This window comes from Bacillus sp. FSL R5-0397 (genome assembly GCF_038593395.1).
Lineage (GTDB): Bacteria > Bacillota > Bacilli > Bacillales > Bacillaceae > Bacillus > Bacillus altitudinis.
The window spans coordinates 921,033-939,386 of the sequence record NZ_CP151992.1 but is presented as its reverse complement, the minus strand read 5'-3'; the positions used below and the strand labels follow the sequence as shown (position 1 = coordinate 939,386).

Annotated in this window: 17 protein-coding genes; 4 read left to right on the top strand and 13 right to left on the bottom strand. The window is 40.4% G+C overall.

All coding sequences use genetic code 11. From position 1 onward, the window contains the following. Positions 1-32: 32 nt before the first annotated feature. Positions 33-3,395 carry a CheR family methyltransferase gene (locus NSQ70_RS04685; RefSeq protein WP_056705070.1) on the bottom strand — a complete coding sequence of 1,121 codons (3,363 nt, stop codon included), beginning with the start codon at positions 3,393-3,395 and terminating at the stop codon, positions 33-35. A gap of 144 nt (positions 3,396-3,539) precedes the next feature. Here NSQ70_RS04685 and NSQ70_RS04680 point away from each other — a divergent pair, with 144 nt between their 5' ends. After that, entirely contained in the window at positions 3,540-4,184 is a 645-nt protein-coding gene (locus NSQ70_RS04680; protein ID WP_017366909.1) for a spore coat protein, read from the top strand. Between the two features lie 29 nt (positions 4,185-4,213). On the opposite strand, the gene NSQ70_RS04675 is transcribed toward NSQ70_RS04680, so the two are convergent. Both NSQ70_RS04675 and NSQ70_RS04670 read right to left on the bottom strand, forming a co-directional pair. Next, positions 4,214-5,089: a hypothetical protein gene (locus NSQ70_RS04675; protein WP_056705068.1), complete on the bottom strand. Its 876-nt coding sequence runs from the start codon at positions 5,087-5,089 to the stop codon at positions 4,214-4,216. Positions 5,090-5,245: 156 nt separating this feature from the next. Next, the gene (locus tag NSQ70_RS04670; RefSeq protein ID WP_008349054.1) at positions 5,246-5,752 is read right to left on the bottom strand and encodes a YhcN/YlaJ family sporulation lipoprotein; all 507 of its coding nucleotides are present in this window, start codon (positions 5,750-5,752) and stop codon (positions 5,246-5,248) included. 153 nt (positions 5,753-5,905) lie between these two features. Here NSQ70_RS04670 and NSQ70_RS04665 point away from each other — a divergent pair, with 153 nt between their 5' ends. After that, positions 5,906-6,322 (top strand): hypothetical protein, encoded by a 417-nt coding sequence (locus NSQ70_RS04665; RefSeq protein WP_041507545.1) that lies wholly within the window; start codon positions 5,906-5,908, stop codon positions 6,320-6,322. Between the two features lie 34 nt (positions 6,323-6,356). Here NSQ70_RS04665 and NSQ70_RS04660 read toward each other — a convergent pair whose 3' ends face one another. Beyond that, positions 6,357-6,737 carry a hypothetical protein gene (locus NSQ70_RS04660; protein ID WP_056705066.1) on the bottom strand — a complete coding sequence of 127 codons (381 nt, stop codon included), beginning with the start codon at positions 6,735-6,737 and terminating at the stop codon, positions 6,357-6,359. Positions 6,738-6,831: 94 nt separating this feature from the next. Between NSQ70_RS04660 and NSQ70_RS04655 the strand changes: the two genes are divergently transcribed. Together NSQ70_RS04655 and cspB are read left to right on the top strand one after the other, a co-directional pair. Continuing rightward, on the top strand, positions 6,832-7,923 hold the full coding sequence (locus NSQ70_RS04655; RefSeq protein WP_056705065.1) for a diguanylate cyclase: 1,092 nt from the start codon (positions 6,832-6,834) through the stop codon (positions 7,921-7,923). 211 nt (positions 7,924-8,134) lie between these two features. Then, positions 8,135-8,335 carry a cold shock-like protein CspB gene (gene cspB / locus NSQ70_RS04650; protein ID WP_008349061.1) on the top strand — a complete coding sequence of 67 codons (201 nt, stop codon included), beginning with the start codon at positions 8,135-8,137 and terminating at the stop codon, positions 8,333-8,335. A gap of 116 nt (positions 8,336-8,451) precedes the next feature. On the opposite strand, the gene NSQ70_RS04645 is transcribed toward cspB, so the two are convergent. The 9 genes from NSQ70_RS04645 to queG form a co-directional block, all read right to left on the bottom strand. Continuing rightward, on the bottom strand, positions 8,452-8,811 hold the full coding sequence (locus NSQ70_RS04645) for a hypothetical protein (protein WP_056705064.1): 360 nt from the start codon (positions 8,809-8,811) through the stop codon (positions 8,452-8,454). Positions 8,812-8,824: 13 nt separating this feature from the next. Next, on the bottom strand, positions 8,825-9,349 hold the full coding sequence (locus tag NSQ70_RS04640; protein WP_017366904.1) for a flavodoxin family protein: 525 nt from the start codon (positions 9,347-9,349) through the stop codon (positions 8,825-8,827). 29 nt (positions 9,350-9,378) lie between these two features. After that, complete coding sequence (locus tag NSQ70_RS04635; RefSeq protein WP_342502487.1) at positions 9,379-10,986, bottom strand: DHA2 family efflux MFS transporter permease subunit; 1,608 nt, start codon at positions 10,984-10,986, stop codon at positions 9,379-9,381. Positions 10,987-11,025: 39 nt separating this feature from the next. After that, positions 11,026-11,658, bottom strand: coding sequence for an HlyD family efflux transporter periplasmic adaptor subunit (locus tag NSQ70_RS04630; protein WP_007497037.1), 633 nt, complete (start codon positions 11,656-11,658; stop codon positions 11,026-11,028). 362 nt (positions 11,659-12,020) lie between these two features. Next, complete coding sequence (gene yhbH, locus NSQ70_RS04625) at positions 12,021-13,184, bottom strand: sporulation protein YhbH (RefSeq protein ID WP_007497035.1); 1,164 nt, start codon at positions 13,182-13,184, stop codon at positions 12,021-12,023. 140 nt (positions 13,185-13,324) lie between these two features. Beyond that, a complete protein-coding gene (locus NSQ70_RS04620; protein ID WP_017360374.1) occupies positions 13,325-15,220 on the bottom strand; it encodes a PrkA family serine protein kinase in 1,896 nt (631 codons plus the stop codon). A 443-nt stretch (positions 15,221-15,663) separates the two neighbouring features. Beyond that, complete coding sequence (trmL, locus tag NSQ70_RS04615) at positions 15,664-16,137, bottom strand: tRNA (uridine(34)/cytosine(34)/5-carboxymethylaminomethyluridine(34)-2'-O)-methyltransferase TrmL (RefSeq protein ID WP_003211950.1); 474 nt, start codon at positions 16,135-16,137, stop codon at positions 15,664-15,666. Positions 16,138-16,180: 43 nt separating this feature from the next. Continuing rightward, the gene (locus NSQ70_RS04610) at positions 16,181-17,083 is read right to left on the bottom strand and encodes an amidase domain-containing protein (protein WP_056705061.1); all 903 of its coding nucleotides are present in this window, start codon (positions 17,081-17,083) and stop codon (positions 16,181-16,183) included. 61 nt (positions 17,084-17,144) lie between these two features. Further along, complete coding sequence (queG, locus tag NSQ70_RS04605) at positions 17,145-18,293, bottom strand: tRNA epoxyqueuosine(34) reductase QueG (protein ID WP_041093435.1); 1,149 nt, start codon at positions 18,291-18,293, stop codon at positions 17,145-17,147. Positions 18,294-18,354 lie beyond the last annotated feature (61 nt).

Genomic DNA, 18,354 nt, shown 5'->3' with positions numbered 1-18,354 from the left:
TAAGACTGGATGGATTTCATGTAAAACTGATCTCAATTACTTGGAAACGTAATAATCACACGTGTCCCTTCAAAGCTTTTGCTCTTAAAAAGAATGGTACCGCCATGGCTTTCAATAATCTTAATGGTCATCATTAATCCAAGACCCGTGCCTTTTTCTTTCGTTGTGTAAAAAGGTTCACCTAATTTCCCAATCTCCTCTTCTGGTATGCCCTTTCCTTGGTCTTCAAATATCAGCATCATTTGGTCGTTTTTCAATAATGAAGTCACTTGGATCACACCTGTTACTCCATCCATCGCTTCAATTCCATTTTTAAGAATGTTAAGGAACACTTGTTTCAATTCATTTGGAATGCCTTGAATATGTGGCAGTGAGGGCGCCAGATTCTTTTGAATCGACACTCCTTTTAAGACCGCCTGAGATTCAACGACCATAATGACTTCTTCGAGCAGAAGATTCACATTCACCGGTTCAAATTTAACAGATTTACTTCTAGAGAGCACAAGAAATTCGTTAATAATAGACTCAAGCCGATTAAACTCTGACATCATCACATCGGCATAATCCTTCTGATACTTTTTACTTTGAATCATTAGCTGTAAAAAGCCTTTTAACGACGTCAGTGGGTTCCGTATCTCATGGGCAATACCAGCTGCAAGCTGTCCAACTGCTGACAGCATTTCAGACTTCATCAGCATTTTCTCAGACTGTTTTTGACTTGTAATATCCTCTGAAATCCGCATGACAGTAGACTGCATTTTGTCAGGGTCATCGATTCGGTGTAAAGAGACTCTTTCCCATCGCTCACGCCCTGATAAGTCCTGAAAATACAGCTCACCTGTCCAGCTGCCCTCTCTTAAACACACGTCCCATTGTTTCGCTAGATCATCACATTGACACAACGCATAATAGACAGAAAAAATATCTTTTCCGATCAAGTCATATTCATGCTGCTGTACAAACTGACAAAAGCGCTGGTTGACACACTGAATGACACCTTCTCCTGTTGCAACCACAATATGAATATGGCTGTTATCAAGTGCTGTCACCGCAAGATGAAGAGCCTGCTTCAATTTTGTCATTTCGGTCATTTTGATCCAGGTCATCACTGCTCCCTCGCGATCTTGATCATAGAAAGGCGTCATATGAACCGTGAATTGTTCTCCTTCGTTCGTTTCAATTTCACGTTCGATCACGCGCCTATCTGAAATGACAGATTGAATATCATGATAGAGCATTTCCTTCGATAACTTTTTCACCATCGACTGAAACGTTTGCTGGTGCCGGGTTTGAGCTGAAGTGAATAAAGAGGTAGCTGTAGGAGTGTGATAGCGAATATTCATTTTCCGGTCCACAAACAACGTGGCAAGTTCTGGCTTCACAGACGGCCGGTACAGTTCTTCTCTTGTCACCTTTAAATTGTTTATGATATTTATAAAATGCTCGTTTGTTTTCTCGCGCACTTCTATTTGCTTGTTTTTTTCTTTTAATTGAGCCCTTGCTTCTTGCTCCTTTTGTTTGACCTCATTGAGCTCGTTTTCTAAATCGACAATTCGCTGTTGATAAACCGAATTCTGATCTAACATCCCTTTGTCCCTGCCGTTCTTTTGATTTTTTCCTCTCTCACTCTTCCGAATGAGAATGACGTATACTCCTTTAAAACGGCGATCAAAATGTTTCACTGTAAAATCTGCATACTGCTTTCTTCCATTTTCCGAAATGAGAACATGTTGAAAAACAACCTCAGTCTCTTCAGTCCATACCTTTTGAAAGCTTTGACTTAGTATCTCTTTCATATAATCAGGGGTTACATATTCACATAATTCATCTGAGACTTCTGCATGCGCTAAGTAAGAATAGGCACCGTTTGATATCGCAAGGATTTTCTCGCAATCGTCTATGATGAAACATGCATCATACTCCTGCTCTACTTCTTTCATATATTGGACAGCTCGTTCTTTTAACTCCGTATGACCTGCATTGTATTTAGGAACGTTTGAGTGGGTGTAAATGTTCCACTTTTCATTGAACAAATGAAATAAACGAGGGATATTGGGTACCTTTTCATTCGGTCCTAATATCAACATCCCTTGATCCTTTAGTGCATATTGGAATCGAGATAAGACTCGTTTTTGTACTTCTGGCTGGAAGTACATCAGAACATTTCGGCAACTGATAAAATCGAGGTGGATAAAAGGTGAATCGATCAATAAATTGTGAGGAGCAAAGACTATATGTTTTCTAAGCGACTGCTTCACAATAAAAGCGTCACCTTTTTTTTCGAAATATCGTGCCCTCCATTTTTCTGGCATTCGTGCCATAGACTCAAGCGAATAAACACCTTTGCTTGCACTTTGGATGGCTTTCCGGTTGATGTCTGTTGCAAACACTTGAAGTTCAATGGACACTTGTCTTCGTTTCACTTCTTCTAAAAATAACATCGCAAAAGAATAGGCTTCTTCACCTGTAGAACATCCTGCAATCCAAATGCGGCATCGAGATTTCCCATTTTTCAATGTATTATCAATGATCGACGGAATGATGTGATGTTCACATACTCGAAAGGCTTCCATATCTCTAAAAAAGGAAGTCGTGCCGCTTAAAAGCTGTACATGCAGGCGATCAAGCTCATCTGGTTCTCTCTCTAATAAACGATCATACTCGGACAATAAGGAGATCGATTGGTTCGCACTCCTCATTCTTTTTTGAATGACAGAGAGCAGTCTGCGCTTCTCATAGGTTGAAAATGCAATTCCTTTATGCATTTCAAGACGTTCAATGATTCTGATCAAAACAGGGTCTGCAACATCTGTATGCGGAACGTTGATGATGTTGGCTATATATGACGCAAGTGCAGAAGGGTCTTGAAATGTTTGATGATACATACGATCAAACCCACTATTTGTCTCACTGCACGATATGGCTGTACCGCCTTGCTCAACGATTTGAAGCAAACCACTTCCTACACAATAGCCTTTTTGAAAAAAGATCGCATATGCCTCTTCCTTTTGCACATTGGCAAGTGACTGAAACAATGAATTTACAGCACACGCCTTGTTCGTAGGATGCTGCTCTGTTATGTGTAGCCGTTTGTCTTCTGTCAATGTCACAGCTGCATGCTGCGGACAAACATAAATCGTATTTTTCATGACTTTCTCACCATGCTTAATCGGCTTTGCCCGGTAGCCAATCGGTAAAACAAGTGCTTCCAAATCAGTTACACAATCGCCTGTCACATGATTTTGCACAACAATAAAAGAGGCATTTAATTCATGCGGAAATGATTGAAAAAAAGCCTCAAGATGATGCTGTTCAAACGGCGAAACACCGATGCCAATCACTGGTGCCTGCACATGTTCGTCTTCTATCAAACGATTAATGATTTTGTCCTGCATCTGGTACCCCCATGTTCATTCGTCTGATACATTTTTTCGACAAAAAGGAAGAAAACCCTCTAATTGTAAATAATGTTTTTTGCATGAAAGGAGGAAAACTTCCTCACATTAAAACAGACTGTATAAACAGAAGGAGGATTCTTTATGCAAAACGATCAGCAACCAAACGTTCAAGGACATGTCCAGCAGCCCCAATTCAATCATGGCGGGCATGAGTTATTTGATTTACATGAGGTATTAGCAGGGACCATTAATATTTTGGATCAATACATGATCTTTCGGCAATTTATCCAAGATCCCGCATTATCCGACATGTTAGATCGACAATATCAATTTGTATTGTCCCAGTACAACGTCACGGTAGATTGCTTTTCTACTGGTCAAAAGCCTAGTGAAGAAACATCTACTTATATGATGAAAGAACAGACACAGGTGACATACGGAATAAAACCATCTCAGCCTAAGAAGCCTAATCAATCAATACAGGATGTAAAAGATGCGGGAATTACAGGGCATATGCTTGGTCTCATGAAATCTCATGCTGGATTACTCTCAATGACTGCATTAGAGGTCACAAACCCTGTGGTGCGACGTGTGCTTGCAGCGCAAATCCCGAACTTTATTGAAATGGCGTATGAAATTTTCTTATATCAAAACAAACATAGCTATTATCAAGTTCCGCAGCTTACAGCTCAAGATATGCAGGCGATGACGTCTACATTTGCCCCTATGCAGGGACAAGTGCAGATGCCGCCAAGCAAAGCCAATCAGCAAAAACCGCTTCATTAACCAAAAACAACGGCCGACCTATTTACAGGTCAGCCGTTGTTTCTTTGATAATTCAGTTTAAATTGCTCTTCAAAATCTGTGAGACGTTGTCCTGTCGCTTGTTCAAATCCTCTATCAAAACGACTAGTTTTCGCCGTTTCCTCCATGATCTCATGTATGACATCTCGTCCATAAAGCTGCACAAGCTCATAGATCATATAGTAGCTTTGTAAATAAACATCTGTCTCATACGTCGTGCGAGATTCTTGCCAGTCTTGATCAGAATAAAGAGATTTAAAAGGAATGACGTCAAACCGTTCAGACGTGGCGTTCAGCACATCATAGGCCGTCCATTCTGCTGTTCCTTCATGGAACCAAAGGGGAAAGACGACTGGAGATACATTGTATGCATGCACCTTTTCATAGAAAACAAAATGGGCATACTCATGAATGAATAACGTGTTGAAAAAGTATAAAGGCAGTGTCTCTTTCTTCAACAATTCTTCCCGTTTATCTGGGTATAATCCAATCATATGATCAACATCAGAATAAAAACCTGTAATATGCTTGATACCGGCAAATTGCTCAATCGTCTCTTTATCATCAAAATAAATGATATCTAACGGTTTGTCAGCTTCATACTGAAACACTGACATCGTTCTCTTCTTTGCCTGTTCCAGCGCTTCTATGGTCAAATCGACAAAGGCGCCCTCATCCTTTGCATAGTAGATTCGAATATGTTCATAGACTTGCTTATTGAGTCCTTCCGTTAAGACCGTTTTAGGCGAAGAATGCTGCTCTAGATATTGCTCTGCCAGCTGGAACGCAACATAAATCAAGTACGCAGTGAACGCATAAAAAATCAAACCTGCTGCAATCATTCCGCTTACAAGTTTTTTATGAATTAATGACGGTTTTGCTTTCATTTACTCCCCACCTGAATTCATCCTGCAACCTCTTTCTCTTTCTATGAAAAAACAAAGATCAACAAAAGGTGATATATTTTTTACTTTATGCAGTCAGGTGCGCAAGGTGCGGTTCCAAACAAAAAAGCCGCATATGACATACGGCTTTTGTCGTAGCTATTTTGATTCAGGGAAGACACGTCGAACCGTTTCAGTAAACTCGTCGAAGAATCCTGAAATTGGCTCTCCACTTCTAATACGTTTTCCGTACCCTGCCATACGATCGACAAAGTCTGGATTAGCAGATACATACACATTATCAATTTGTTGATCCGTCGATTTGACTTTGTCAGAAATTTTCTTTTTCAAATCGTCTGTTACATCTCCGCTTTTATTGCCTTCAAGCACGACAGCAACAAATGCATTTTTCCCTGTGACAAGTACGTTCGCTGTTTTCACTTCAGACATGTTGGCAACAAGCTCTGATGCCTTATCTGCCACTTTCACCTTCTGAGGTGTTTGTACATTTGGTTGATCCTGTCTCATGTTGTCGTTCTTATATGTGACATTTTCGTACTGTCGTTTCATTGTTCCTCTTCGTTCATCGCCTTGGTTGTTCATTCCACACCCAGCAGTGATCAATGTTGGAACGAGTAATAAAGATAGCATCCATTTCTTATTCATCAATTTATTCCCTCCTTTTGCTCATAGGTTTTTCATCCAGCAGACTTTTTATGCACACATCCTCTATTTCAGCAATGAATTCATAAATCAGCCTTGATTGGTCATCCTAAACATGATGAAGAAGTATCATCACGATCAAATGGAGGGATTCGTTTGTTTAAAAAGAGAAAAGGTATGAGTACTGGTGCAATGATCGCAGCATCAACAGCCATCATTGCATTATTTTCACCACTATTACGGAGAAGACTAAGCAGCATGACTCAAATGAATTTGTCCTCAATGATGAAAGGCAAAGATCAACACCAGCATGAGTCATCTCGTCATGAGTCCCATTCACATTCACGTAAAGACTCAAAAGGCACAGCTGAAGTAGGACAAATGATCAAGCAAGCATTCACCGCTGTCCAGCCTAATGAAACAAGCCAGCATCAGACATCATCAAAAACATACCAAACTCATCAGCCGCCGAGAGAGTCTTACGCCCAGTCTCTTCACATTGATGAAAGTGTCATGAATGTAATGGATGATGAATCTATTCAGCAAGTGCTCAATGACATCGAGCACAAATAACTAAAACAGGAGCCTTTTTTCAGAAGGCTCCTGTTTATTCTCCTGAAAAATGCTCTTTCACCATGATGCAGAAGGAAGGCAAGAAGGTGATTTCGATCGTGGTAACAAACCGTTCCACACCATCTAATAGTATCAACAGCTCTTTTTCATGTTGCCGATCCTTTTTTATTTCTACATGTCGCACAGTTTTAAAGGCATATACTCCTAAAACGGATGCGTCCTTTTTTCGAACAGCCTTCAAAGAAAATTCTTGTACTCCAAGAGACATCGTCACCACAAATCGCTCTTCCTCATTCTCAAACCGAAACGTTAGATCTTGATATTCAATGGGCATATCCCGTTCAAAACCTTCATCAGGCCACGTCTCAAAAAAAGAAAGCCAGTCCGTTCGATCTGGAAATTGTTTTCTCCTCATTGTAAACCCCTCATAAGTGAAATTTTTATTAATTATCTTGTTTCCCCTTTTCTTTTGCAACAAATTTTAGTAATTTTAAAAAGGTGATTTTATTTTGCTAAGAGACCTCTTTATTAATTTAACAATTCTTGTCACTTTCCATTATTTATTGATGCTTGTGTTTAAAGAGAATTTTTTAAAAAAGGAAGACACCCTGCTCAGACAAATTTATAAAGGAATGATTTCTGGGTTACTCGGTGTCCTCTTAATGTTTTTCTCTATTAAAGCAGGACCAGCCATCATCGATTTAAGACATATCCCCCTTATTTTAACGGCATTTTATGGAGGCATTGCACAAACGTTCATTGCAGCCTGTGTGATCATTATTGGCCGATTATTAATCGAAGCCAATGTCGCTTCTTTCATTAATATTTTTTCCATGATATTTATCGCCACAGCTTCTTTTTTAATTGCTGAGCGTCATATCAATCACGTCGTAAAAATGCTGTTATCTATTACCATGAGCAACGTCATAGCGACGATTTTATTTATCATCATCGTCAATGAAAGATCATTTGAACTGCATGCTGCCTATTGGATGTTCTCGTATATTGCCGGTTTATTTAACTTTTATGTCATTGAGCATCAAACAAAAGCGTATCAGATGTTAAATTTGTATAAATTCCAAGCTCATTATGACTTTTTAACTGGTGTTTTAAATAAACGGAAATTCGATGAGATATTAAGTGATGCTTTTTCTCTGAACTTAAAGCAACCTATCCATCAAATGTCCTTGATTTATCTAGACATCGATTATTTCAAAACCATCAATGATCAGTATGGACATCATGAGGGAGATATCGTTTTAAAAGAAATCGGAACAAGGCTAATTAAGAACACAAGAAGCTCTGATTATATTGGGCGAATCGGCGGTGAAGAATTTGCTGTGCTTTTACCGAATTGTTCCGTTGAAAAAACATGGCAAATTGCGGAACGTTTACGAAAAAAAATGGCGGATCAGCCAATTTATTTACAAAACGGAACATCGATTCACATTACGGTGTCAATTGGATGTGCTTGTGATGCAGGAACAAGTGAAAACATGAAACAATTACCGATTATTGCAGACCAGGAGCTCTATAAAGCGAAGCAGTCAGGCAGAAACCAAGTGAGCTTTTCTGGACGAAAAAGAGAACACTTAACATAGGCTTTTTCCTCAATTTGTTAGCGCTAATTATTTTTAAAAAAGTTTTCGTATAACAGTTGTTTTTTCCCGCAAACACTGGTAAAGTAAAGGTAATTATTTTTGTTCGTATCATCTTTAAGAAGAAAGTTTTGAAAGAGTTTTCGTCTTTGAAGTTTGTGTAAGAGCAAGAATAGTGAATTTAAGCGTTAAGATCGCTTTAGGAGGAAATTTCATGTTAGAAGGTAAAGTAAAATGGTTCAACTCTGAAAAAGGTTTCGGATTCATCGAAGTAGAAGGTCAAGACGATGTATTCGTTCACTTCTCTGCTATCCAAGGCGAAGGCTTCAAAACTTTAGAAGAAGGTCAATCAGTTTCTTTCGAAATCGTTGAAGGTAACCGTGGACCACAAGCTGCTAACGTTAACAAAGCGTAATTTAAGAGCATCTGCTCTTTTAGCACTTTATAGAGTGAAGGAAAACCGCTTGGCTTTTATGCCGGCGGTTTTTTTGTGCAATAAAAAAAAAGAGAACCTGACGAGAGGTTCTCTTTTTATTTGTCCTTCTGCTTTAGTTTCTTTAAAGCAGAACGATACATATCATCATTCATTTTCGTCTCTGGTTCTTCTTCTTTGACAGGTGGTTCTGGCTGCTTAAACTTTTGAAGCGCCTGTCTATAGAAATCATCACCTGACGGAGCATCATCTGTCTGAGAAGGCTCTGACGCTTTTTCTTCCACTTCAGGCTCTACAGGTCTCGCCGCAACTTCTGGCTCGCTATGCGGCACGTCAGGATGGTTCGATACATCTTCTTTGATCTCTTCCTTCTCGGCCGAAGCGTGTCTGACATTGAACGCTACTAATCCGATAATGACTAGAACAGCAGCTACTAACGCTACAATAATCGTCGCCAAAAGAACCCTCTCCTTATCGCTTAAATGACGCAGTGACTGATGCTACACGTCTTCCTAATGCTTTCCCTAGCTCAATGCCTTCTGTAGAAATCACTTCATCAGAATCAATCGGGCACGTCACACCTGCTCCATAATAAGAGCCGTATAACGCATTTTCTGGAACATTTCCAGGAAGGCCGACCACAAGCATCCCTTGATGGAACATCGGCGTAATCAAATTATGCATCGTCATTTCTAAACCGCCGTGTGTTGTGGCAGTGGTACAGAAAACGGCACCGACTTTATCGATGAGTTTTCCTTCTGCCCATAAATACCCAAGACGGTCAATCCATGTCTTTAATCCAGAACTAATGGTACCAAAGTGACCAGGGCAGCCCCAAATGATTGCATCCATTTGATCAAGCTTGCGGATATCCGCATCTTTCACATGATCAATGAACACTTCAGCTTGCTCTGTTTCACCTGCGCCAGCTGCAATCGCTTCTGCAAGTGCTTTTGTATGGTCACCTTCACTATCGTATACGACATAAATTTTCATGTACGGTCCCTCCACACTTATCTTGCATCTTAGTTTGCTTCCTTAGGTGCTGGAAGCAATGTCATTTCTTGTTTCTTATCCTGCTTTTCTTTTCGCTTTTTATCCTTACGTACATCTCGCAGGAACAAGCTGAGAATCACACCCGCTGCACAGAATAATGTCACCCACATGTAAGCATCATTGATGCCCATCACATTGGAATCGACTTGTGCTTTCGTAAAGAGCTGGGTCGACACATATTTTTGAGCAGCTTCTGCTGTCATGCCCATATGGTGCATCACATTAGAGACAGCCGCCTGGAATGAATTCATAAAGAACGGATCAGCTGTATTCGTTTGATCTGCCATATTGGAATAATGGAATGTCGTGCGATTTGTATAAATCGTCGTGATCAAACTCGTACCGATCGAACCACTGATTTGTCTCAGTGTGTTTGACATCGCTGTACCATGACTGTTTAAATGCTGCGGTAATTGGTTCATCCCAGCAGTCATGACTGGCATCATCAAGAGTGACATACCAAAGGCACGTACTGCATACATGAGCACAATGTGACTATAAGATGTATCAATCGTCAGCTGTGTAAACTCGTATGTGGTGACAACCGTAATCAGCATCCCCACAATGGCAAGCGGACGAGGTCCAAATTTATCAAACAAGATCCCTGAAATTGGGGACATAATGAGCATCGCAAGTGCCCCTGGAAGCATTAATAACCCCGATTGCAGTGCAGTAAACCCAACGAGGTTCTGCAAGTAGATCGGAAGTAAGAACATCCCAGTGTATAAGGCAACGGTAATAATAATGTTGATAACACTTGATAATGAGAAAATGCTGTATTTAAACACGCGGAAATCAAGCATCGGATTATCCGCTTTTAGCTGTTGGAAAATAAAGAGAATGATCGCAATCGCACCAATGATAATCGTAGATAAAACGATTGGATCTGTCCAACCATCACTTCCCGCTTCACTCACTCCGTATAGAAGCGAAGCAAAACCAACGATCGACAGAATCGCACCGAGAGTGTCCAGCTTGATTTTTTTAGGCTCTACAATATTTTTAAACATAAAGAAAGCCGCGATGATGACAATCGCACCGATTGGTACAAGTCCATAAAACATAATACGCCATGAATAGTGTTCAATAATATAACCAGATAACGTTGGTCCGACAGCTGGCGCAAACATCATCGCAAGACCAAAAATCCCCATTCCTTTCCCTCTGTTTTCTGGAGGGAAAATAAAAAGGATTGTTGTCATGACGAGCGGCTGTAAGATACCGCCACCGACTGCCTGAATCAAACGACCAATCAGCATCGTAGAAAAGTTTGGCGCAATACCGCAAATAAAAGTCCCTAGTGTAAATGAAATCATCGCCACGAGGAATAAGCTGCGCTGGCCAAAACGTGTGATTAAAAACGCAGATAACGGAATGAGCACACCGTTGACAAGCATGTAACCTGTTGTAAGCCACTGAATTGTCGTCGCACTCACATTAAATTCAGTCATTAAATGGGGCATGGCTACGTTCAAAAGCGTTTGGTTTAAAATCGCTACGAACAAACCGGCCATTAAAATGATCAGTAAAGACAAGGAGCCTGCTCCCTGTTTTGTCGCTGCAGGTTGATTTGCCATCTCAGACAACCTCCTTTCATTTTTTGATATCAGTCATCATTAAGAAGAAATTTTGACAGAAGCATTCATACCTGGAAGTACTTTGTCAGATGGATTTTTAATTGAAATTTTCACTGCTACTTTTTGTGTCACTTTCGTGTAGTTACCACTTGAGTTTGTTGCTGGCAGCATATTGAATGTTGAGTTTGTTGCATAACCAATTTGTTCAACTGTTCCTTCAAATGTTGTATCAGGATCGCCGTCTACAACGATGTCCACTTTGTCACCTTTTTCAATGTTCTTAATGTCTGTTTCTTTAATATTCGCTGTAATGTAAAGCTTGCTTAGGTCAATCGTTTCACCAAGAACTGTCCCAGGCTGCACTTGTTGGTTGTTTTGTACTTCTTTTTTGACTAATGTGCCATCAGCCACTGCTTTAATGTTTGTTTTTGCTTCTCCTTCAACTTTTGCAACTGTGCTGTCTTTTTGCACTTCGTCACCTTCATTGATGTCCCAGCCTTTGATTTGTCCAGCTGCTGGCGCTGTAATTTGGTACATGTCACCTGTCACTTTTGCTTCATCTGTTTTTACGAAGTTTGTGCTTTCGTAGTAGTAATAAGCACCTCCGGCAATAATGGCAAGAATCACAATAAGGCCAATAATATTTGTTAGCAATAAACGCCCTCTGTTCATGTTTTGTTTCTCCTTTCATGTATAAAAATATAGTGTCATCTGCTTTAGCAAACTTAGAATGCCCATCATCTGACAGATTATGAAACAAGCTCATAGAGCTGCCTGTTTCCCCTTTTTCTACTCCGCTGAAAATGGTGTGCAGCCCATTTATACTTATTGTTCACTTATGAGCAAAAAGCAGAAAAAGAAGAAAAGACAATCGGCATCTTTTTTGAAAAACTTATATTTAACAAGATTAAATATTAATAAATGAAAATTGAAATGTCAAAGAGAAAGTTTTACTTTTTTTCTGGTGATCCCTTCCTTCTCCACACAAAAAACCTTTCAGCCCTTATGCTGAAAGGTTTTTTTGAATGTTCTCTTTAAGAAAGAACTTCTTCCTGCTGAAAAAATTTTTTTAATGCGAGAAAAACGTCTGATTTTTGCTTCAAAATATAATGCTTAAATTTCTCATCCTGAATATGTTTATATGCTGACATTAACGTAGAATGCCGATTATATTGATTCACTTCACCATAACAAAATAAATTGGCTTTTTTCATAATTTCAGAAACGAGCTTCACGCACCGTGCATTATCTGAGGTCAAATTGTCACCATCAGAAAAATGGAAAGGATAAATATTATATCGTGACGGAGGATATCGTTCGTCTATGAGCTCTAGTGCCTTTCGATAGACCGAAGAACAAATGGTTCCCCCGCTCTCTCCCCGAGAAAAGAAGTGCTCCTCGTCTACGACCTTCGCCTCTGTATGGTGGGCAATGAATTCGATCTCGACTGTCTCATACTTTGTCCGCAAGAAACGTGTCATCCAAAAGAAAAAGCTTCTCGCCATATATTTTTCCCAAAGCCCCATACTTCCGCTCGTATCCATCATCGCTAGGACAACCGCTTTTGATTCTGGTTTGGTGACTTCATTCCACGTCTTATACTTAATATCCTCTGGATAAATGGGATAAAAGGAAGGGCTTCCTGTCATGGCATTTCGTTTAAATGCTGACAGCATGGTTCGTTTTTTATGGATATTACCGGTTAACCCCGTTTTGCGAATATCATTAAACTCAATTTCCTCGACAACGATATCATCAAGTTCCTTTTGTTTAAGATTTGGTAGCTCCAGCTCACGAAATAGCGCTTCCTCTAAATCCATTAATGAGACTTCTGCTTCGTAATAATCATCGCCGGCTTGATCTCCAGCACCTTGACCTTTTCCCTGCCCTTGCTTACTGTCAGATCCATCCCGAGCGACCACATCGCCAACTTGGCTGTCTCCATCCCCTTGACCTACATGCTTATTCTTATCATAGTTGTACCGAATTTTATATTCATCTAAAGAACGGATCGGAATTTTGACCACATCTTTGCCATTAGACATAATGATGCTTTCCTCTGTGACAAGATCCGGCAAATTGTTTTTAATCGCCTCTTTGACTTTTTTCTGATGACGCTGCTGGTCATCAAAGCCTTTTCGATGGAGGGACCAGTCTTCCTGAGACACAATAAACTGACTTTTTTCTTGCCGGGACATCCATCCCCCTCCTCACCTTTTTGGACAATTCTTGTACCCATCGATTCCATTATCGTATGCTGGCCGTCGTCGAAATGACGACGATTTTTAAAAAAGACATTACCGGTGCTGGTTTGCGCCAATAATGCCTCCTTCATTTATTAACGATTCAGAAGACTACCTACATATTTTAAGAGTTCGTTTGCACTTGTGGAATTATAGCCATGCTCATCAATCAATCGCGCCACTACTTCATTGACCTTTTTCAACTGTTGCTCATCCGGCGTTTTTGTCGATGTCGTAATTTTCACGACATCTTTCAAATCGGCAAAGAGCTTCTTCTGAATAGCTTCTCGTAATCTCTCATGAGAATTATAATCAAAGCGTTTGCCCTTTCTCGCATAAGCAGAAATCCGAATAAGGATTTCTTCTCTGAATGCCTTCTTGGCGTTTTCAGAAATGCCGATCTGTTCCTCAATTGAACGCATGAGCTTTTCATCAGGATTCATTTCTTCACCTGTTAACGGATCACGCAGTTTGTTTTTATTGCAGTACGCCTCGACATTATCTAAGTAATTATCCATGAGAGTTTTCGCAGACTCCTCATAGGAATACACAAATGCCTTTTGAACTTCCTTCTTCGCCATATCGTCATACTCTTTTCGTGCGACAGAAATAAAATTCAAATAACGCTCCCGATCTTCACTTGAGATCGATGGATGCTGATCGAGTCCTTCTTTTAAGGAACGGAGGACATCCAGTGCATTGATGGATTCCATGTTCTTTCGAATAATAGTGGATGAAATGCGGTTAATGACATATCTCGGGTCAATTCCGCTCATTCCTTCGTCATGAAATTCCTTTTTCATCTCATCAATATCAACAGATTGGAAACCTTCGACACTTTCCCCATCATACAGTCGCATTTTTTTCACCAAATCGATATCAGACCGCTTCGGCTCTTTCAGCCTTGTCAAAATAGAGAACATCGCAGCTACCTTTAGCGTGTGCGGTGCAATATGAACATCTGAGACATCACTTTCTGAAATCATCTTATGATAAATGCGTTCTTCCTCTGTCACCTTTAAATTATAAGGGATCGGCATCACAATAATTCTTGAGTGTAAAGCCTCGTTCTTTTTATTTGAAATAAATGACCGATACTCCGTTTCATTCGTATGTGCAACAATCAATTCATCCGCACTAATCAACGCAAAACGCCCCGCCTTAAAATTTCCCTCCTGCGTTAATGAAAGAAGATGCCATAGAAATTTCTCATCACACTTTAACATCTCCTGAAATTCCATCATTCCACGGTTCGCTTTATTGAGCTCTCCATCAAACCGGTACGCACGCGGGTCTGACTCTGAACCAAATTCAGCAATCGTTGAAAAATCAATACTTCCTGTTAAGTCAGCAATGTCCTGAGATTTCGGATCCGACGGACTGAAAGTACCAATGCCGGTCCGTTTGTCCTCTGAGAAAAAGATTCGTTCCACTCTCACATCCTCAATGCGGCCACCATATTCCTCTTCCAGCCTCATCAAGTTCAAAGGTGATAAATTCCCCTGCACACGTATGCCATATTCTCTATAAAAATCCTCCCGCAGATTTTGCGGAATGAGATGAAGCGGATCTTCATGCATTGGGCAGCCTTTAATCGCATAGACTGCGCCATGATCTGTTAGTGAATACTCTTCCAGCCCTCTTTTCAGCCTTGTGACAAGCGTCGATTTCCCGCCGCTGACTGGCCCCATTAACAATAAAATACGCTTTCTGACATCTAAACGTTTAGCCGCAGGGTGAAAATACTCTTCCACTAGCCTTTCCAATGATTCCTCTAAACCAAAAAGCTCCTGATCAAAAAATTTGTAGGTTCTGACCCCATTCTCCTCTTCAATCCCGCTGTCCTTAATCATATGATAAACGCGAGAATGAGCAGATTGAGCGACAAGTGGATTTTCTTTAATAATATCTAAATATTCGCTGAAGGTGCCTTCCCATTTCAGTCGCTGCTCTTCTTCTCTGTGCTGTTCAATTTTCTTTAAAATATCCATATGAACCTCCTCTTTCAAGATTGAAGCTAGAAATCAGATACTGTTTTACAATCTATGCGGAGGCGTCCTATTACATGCTTTCGTTCTTCAAAATGACGAATTGGCAAACTGAATTGACAACCATCCGCAAGACCCTTCATAATAAAGGAAAAACAGGAGAAAAATGATCTTCATCTCCTGCTTTTCAAGGCGAACTTCACAACATATGAAACCGGCAGCAAAGGAACAAAGGGATAAGGGGGAGCTTATATGAGAACGGTCATTATGATGGGCGTCATCATTACGTTTTTAGTATCCATTTTCACAGCTGGCTACGAAGGCAAGCCTGGTAAATGAAAAAAAGGATGTTCCATCAGCGGAACATCCTTTTTCATTTCGTTCATATTTTCAGCACTTACATATTCACTGAAAGCGAGATGGGATCTCGGCTTTTTATCATGTTCTTATATTAAATCTCGGTATTGTTGCTGACGAAGCGCCTCATACACAAGAATCGCTGCCGTATTCGATAGATTCAGTGAACGAACATGCTCTGTCATTGGTAAACGTAGACAGCGATCCATATTCCGTTCAATCAAATCTTTTGGCAAGCCACTCGTTTCTCTGCCAAATACGAAGAAGTAGTCTTCATCTAGCTGCGAGTAATCGAACGTTGTATGCGGCTTTTGCCCAAACTTTGTGATATAGAAAAATTGCCCCTTCGGATGAGCCTCAAACAATTCATCTAATGAATCATGATAGACGACATTGGCATATTTCCAATAATCGAGTCCTGCACGCTTCAGCATTTTATCATCTGTCGAAAAACCAAGCGGACGAATCAGATGAAGTGTTGTATTTGTTGCTGCACATGTACGCGCAATATTTCCAGTATTAGCTGGAATTTCTGGTTGATATAAAACGACATGAAGTCCCAAAAAAGTTCACCTCTAATTTTCTTTTCCGCTCAACATTATACCATTAACTATCCTTCGGAGCATCGTCCAAAATGTGAAAAAACGTATAACGAATACTAGGTGTATAAGCCGTTGAATCTTCATACGACCAGTAACGCATACGGCTGTCATACGTTTGTGCATTCACAAGAGGCATTCCGCCTTTATCATGATCAACGACAATGGTTGTATGATTATACCTACCGTCACCCTCAAAATCGTAGCAAATAACATCACCTATTTGAAGCTCCTGCGGCTCCTTGAGCTTCTTCGCTCTCAACCCCGCTTTGGAATTCGTTAAATAATTTTTCATCGAATGTGCCACCGTCCAGCTGTAGCTCCATGTATGTGGACGAACCCACCAGCCAGATCCACGGTTCGGATATCCTCTCGTTGGTGCATTCCCTGCTTTTAGACACTGTGAAATAAAATTCGTACAGTTATCTTCAAAATTTTTATAGGCTGGATTCCGTTTATTCCAATACGTCTCAGCATATTGAACAGCTGCACGCCGGTCATAGTGAAAAGCTCTTCCAAATTGGTCTTCATTTTGGAAGCGCTCATCCACCTGACCTTCCTTTTGTCGTTCTTCTAACATCATCCGATCTTTCACAAGCATGTCGTTATAAAGAAACGCTTCTCTTTTCTCAACCTGTTCCTCTAAATAAAAAGAATCGTCTATATCCTTACAGACATAAGTGAGGTGCGCGAGATATTGTACTTGCTGAGCTCCATCATCTTGAATAGCTGAATCGAGAAGTTTTGCTTTTGCTTTCGCCTTGACAATCTCAACTTGTCTTCTTGCAAACAGCTCTTTCTTTCGCTCCACAGCGTCCACATCAGACATCAGCTGGGGCTGTTTGATCGTACTGCCATTTAATAAATATGCCAGTCTGTCTTCTAACGTTTGTTCTAATAATTGTTTCACACAGACACCACCAAACTTTTTTTAACATCTCTGTTTGGTTCATTCTATGTTCAATGGGAGGTTATTTAGTATTTAAAGGTGTTTGTAACAATTCAATCCCTTTGATGATCTCTTGTTTTGCTTCTTCATCACTTTCCCGCTCAAGGGCTTTTTCGAGTTCTGAAAGCTGCTGACCATCGCCAATTTTACCGATTGCCCAAGCAGCCGTGCCTCGAATGACCGGTCTTGGATCTTTATGCATCAGGTCAACCAAATCTGGCAAAGCAGATGCATCTTTAAAGTGAGCAAGTGCCAAAATGGCATTCCGCTGAATAGGCTTTTTCCCTCGCCATGATCCAGAAACATGACCATACTTCTCTTTAAACTCACGATTGCTGATTGTCAGCAGTGGCTTTAAGAGCGGCTTTGCAATTTCAGGATCTGGCTCCATTTCAGGATGTAGATGAAAGTCTTTCCCTTTATTAATTGGGCAGACCGTTTGGCACGTATCACATCCATACAACCGATTCCCTATTTTCGAGCGAAATTCGTCAGGTAAAAACCCTTTTGTCTGTGTTAAAAACGAAATACACCTTTGAGAATTGAGCTGGCCTGGATTCACAAGAGCACCCGTTGGGCATGAATCCACACATTTATTACAAGTTCCGCACTGGTCTTCTATTTTCTCATCCGGTTCAAATGGAACATTTGTAATCATCTCAGCCAAATAGACATAAGATCCGAACTCTGGTGTGATAATCATACAGTTCTTTGCACTAAAGCCAATGCCAGCACGTTCAGCTACAGCACGGTCAGACAATTCACCTGTGTCCACCATTGATTTTGTCCGTATATCTTCGTGTTTACTGCGCAAAAACTCTTCAAGCATGTCGAGCTTTTTTTTCAGCACAACATGATAATCAGTTCCCCATGAAGCCCTGCAAAAAATCCCTCTTCTTGCATCCTTTGTACTTCGGGGAGCATCTTTCATTTTGGAAGGGTATGCGAGCGCAATGGCGACAATTGATTTTGCTTTTGGAAGCAACAAAGCAGGATTTGTTCGTTTTTCGATATCAGGCTCTTCAAAACCGGACAAATACCCTAACGATTCATGTAAGATGAGGCGGTCCTTTAATGAATCAAATGTATCAGCACTTGCAAATCGAATTTTATCGACACCAATTTCGTTCGCATATTGAATTAACTCTTCTTTTAATTGTCCAACATGAATCACCTTGCAAACCTCCTTTCTTTGTTTCTTCAGTTGTTTTCAGTATAATACGAGTGTATCA

What these genes read in the sequence shown, in the direction of transcription:
- NSQ70_RS04685 (WP_056705070.1), bottom strand. Translation starts at nt 3,395, where the DNA reads ATGCAGGACAAAATCATTAATCGTTTGATAGAAGACGAACATGTGCAG.
- NSQ70_RS04680 (WP_017366909.1), top strand. Translation starts at nt 3,540, where the DNA reads ATGCAAAACGATCAGCAACCAAACGTTCAAGGACATGTCCAGCAGCCC.
- NSQ70_RS04675 (WP_056705068.1), bottom strand. Translation starts at nt 5,089, where the DNA reads ATGAAAGCAAAACCGTCATTAATTCATAAAAAACTTGTAAGCGGAATG.
- NSQ70_RS04670 (WP_008349054.1), bottom strand. Translation starts at nt 5,752, where the DNA reads ATGAATAAGAAATGGATGCTATCTTTATTACTCGTTCCAACATTGATC.
- NSQ70_RS04660 (WP_056705066.1), bottom strand. Translation starts at nt 6,737, where the DNA reads ATGAGGAGAAAACAATTTCCAGATCGAACGGACTGGCTTTCTTTTTTT.
- cspB (WP_008349061.1), top strand. Translation starts at nt 8,135, where the DNA reads ATGTTAGAAGGTAAAGTAAAATGGTTCAACTCTGAAAAAGGTTTCGGA.
- NSQ70_RS04640 (WP_017366904.1), bottom strand. Translation starts at nt 9,349, where the DNA reads ATGAAAATTTATGTCGTATACGATAGTGAAGGTGACCATACAAAAGCA.
- NSQ70_RS04635 (WP_342502487.1), bottom strand. Translation starts at nt 10,986, where the DNA reads ATGGCAAATCAACCTGCAGCGACAAAACAGGGAGCAGGCTCCTTGTCT.
- NSQ70_RS04630 (WP_007497037.1), bottom strand. Translation starts at nt 11,658, where the DNA reads ATGAACAGAGGGCGTTTATTGCTAACAAATATTATTGGCCTTATTGTG.
- yhbH (WP_007497035.1), bottom strand. Translation starts at nt 13,184, where the DNA reads ATGTCCCGGCAAGAAAAAAGTCAGTTTATTGTGTCTCAGGAAGACTGG.
- NSQ70_RS04620 (WP_017360374.1), bottom strand. Translation starts at nt 15,220, where the DNA reads ATGGATATTTTAAAGAAAATTGAACAGCACAGAGAAGAAGAGCAGCGA.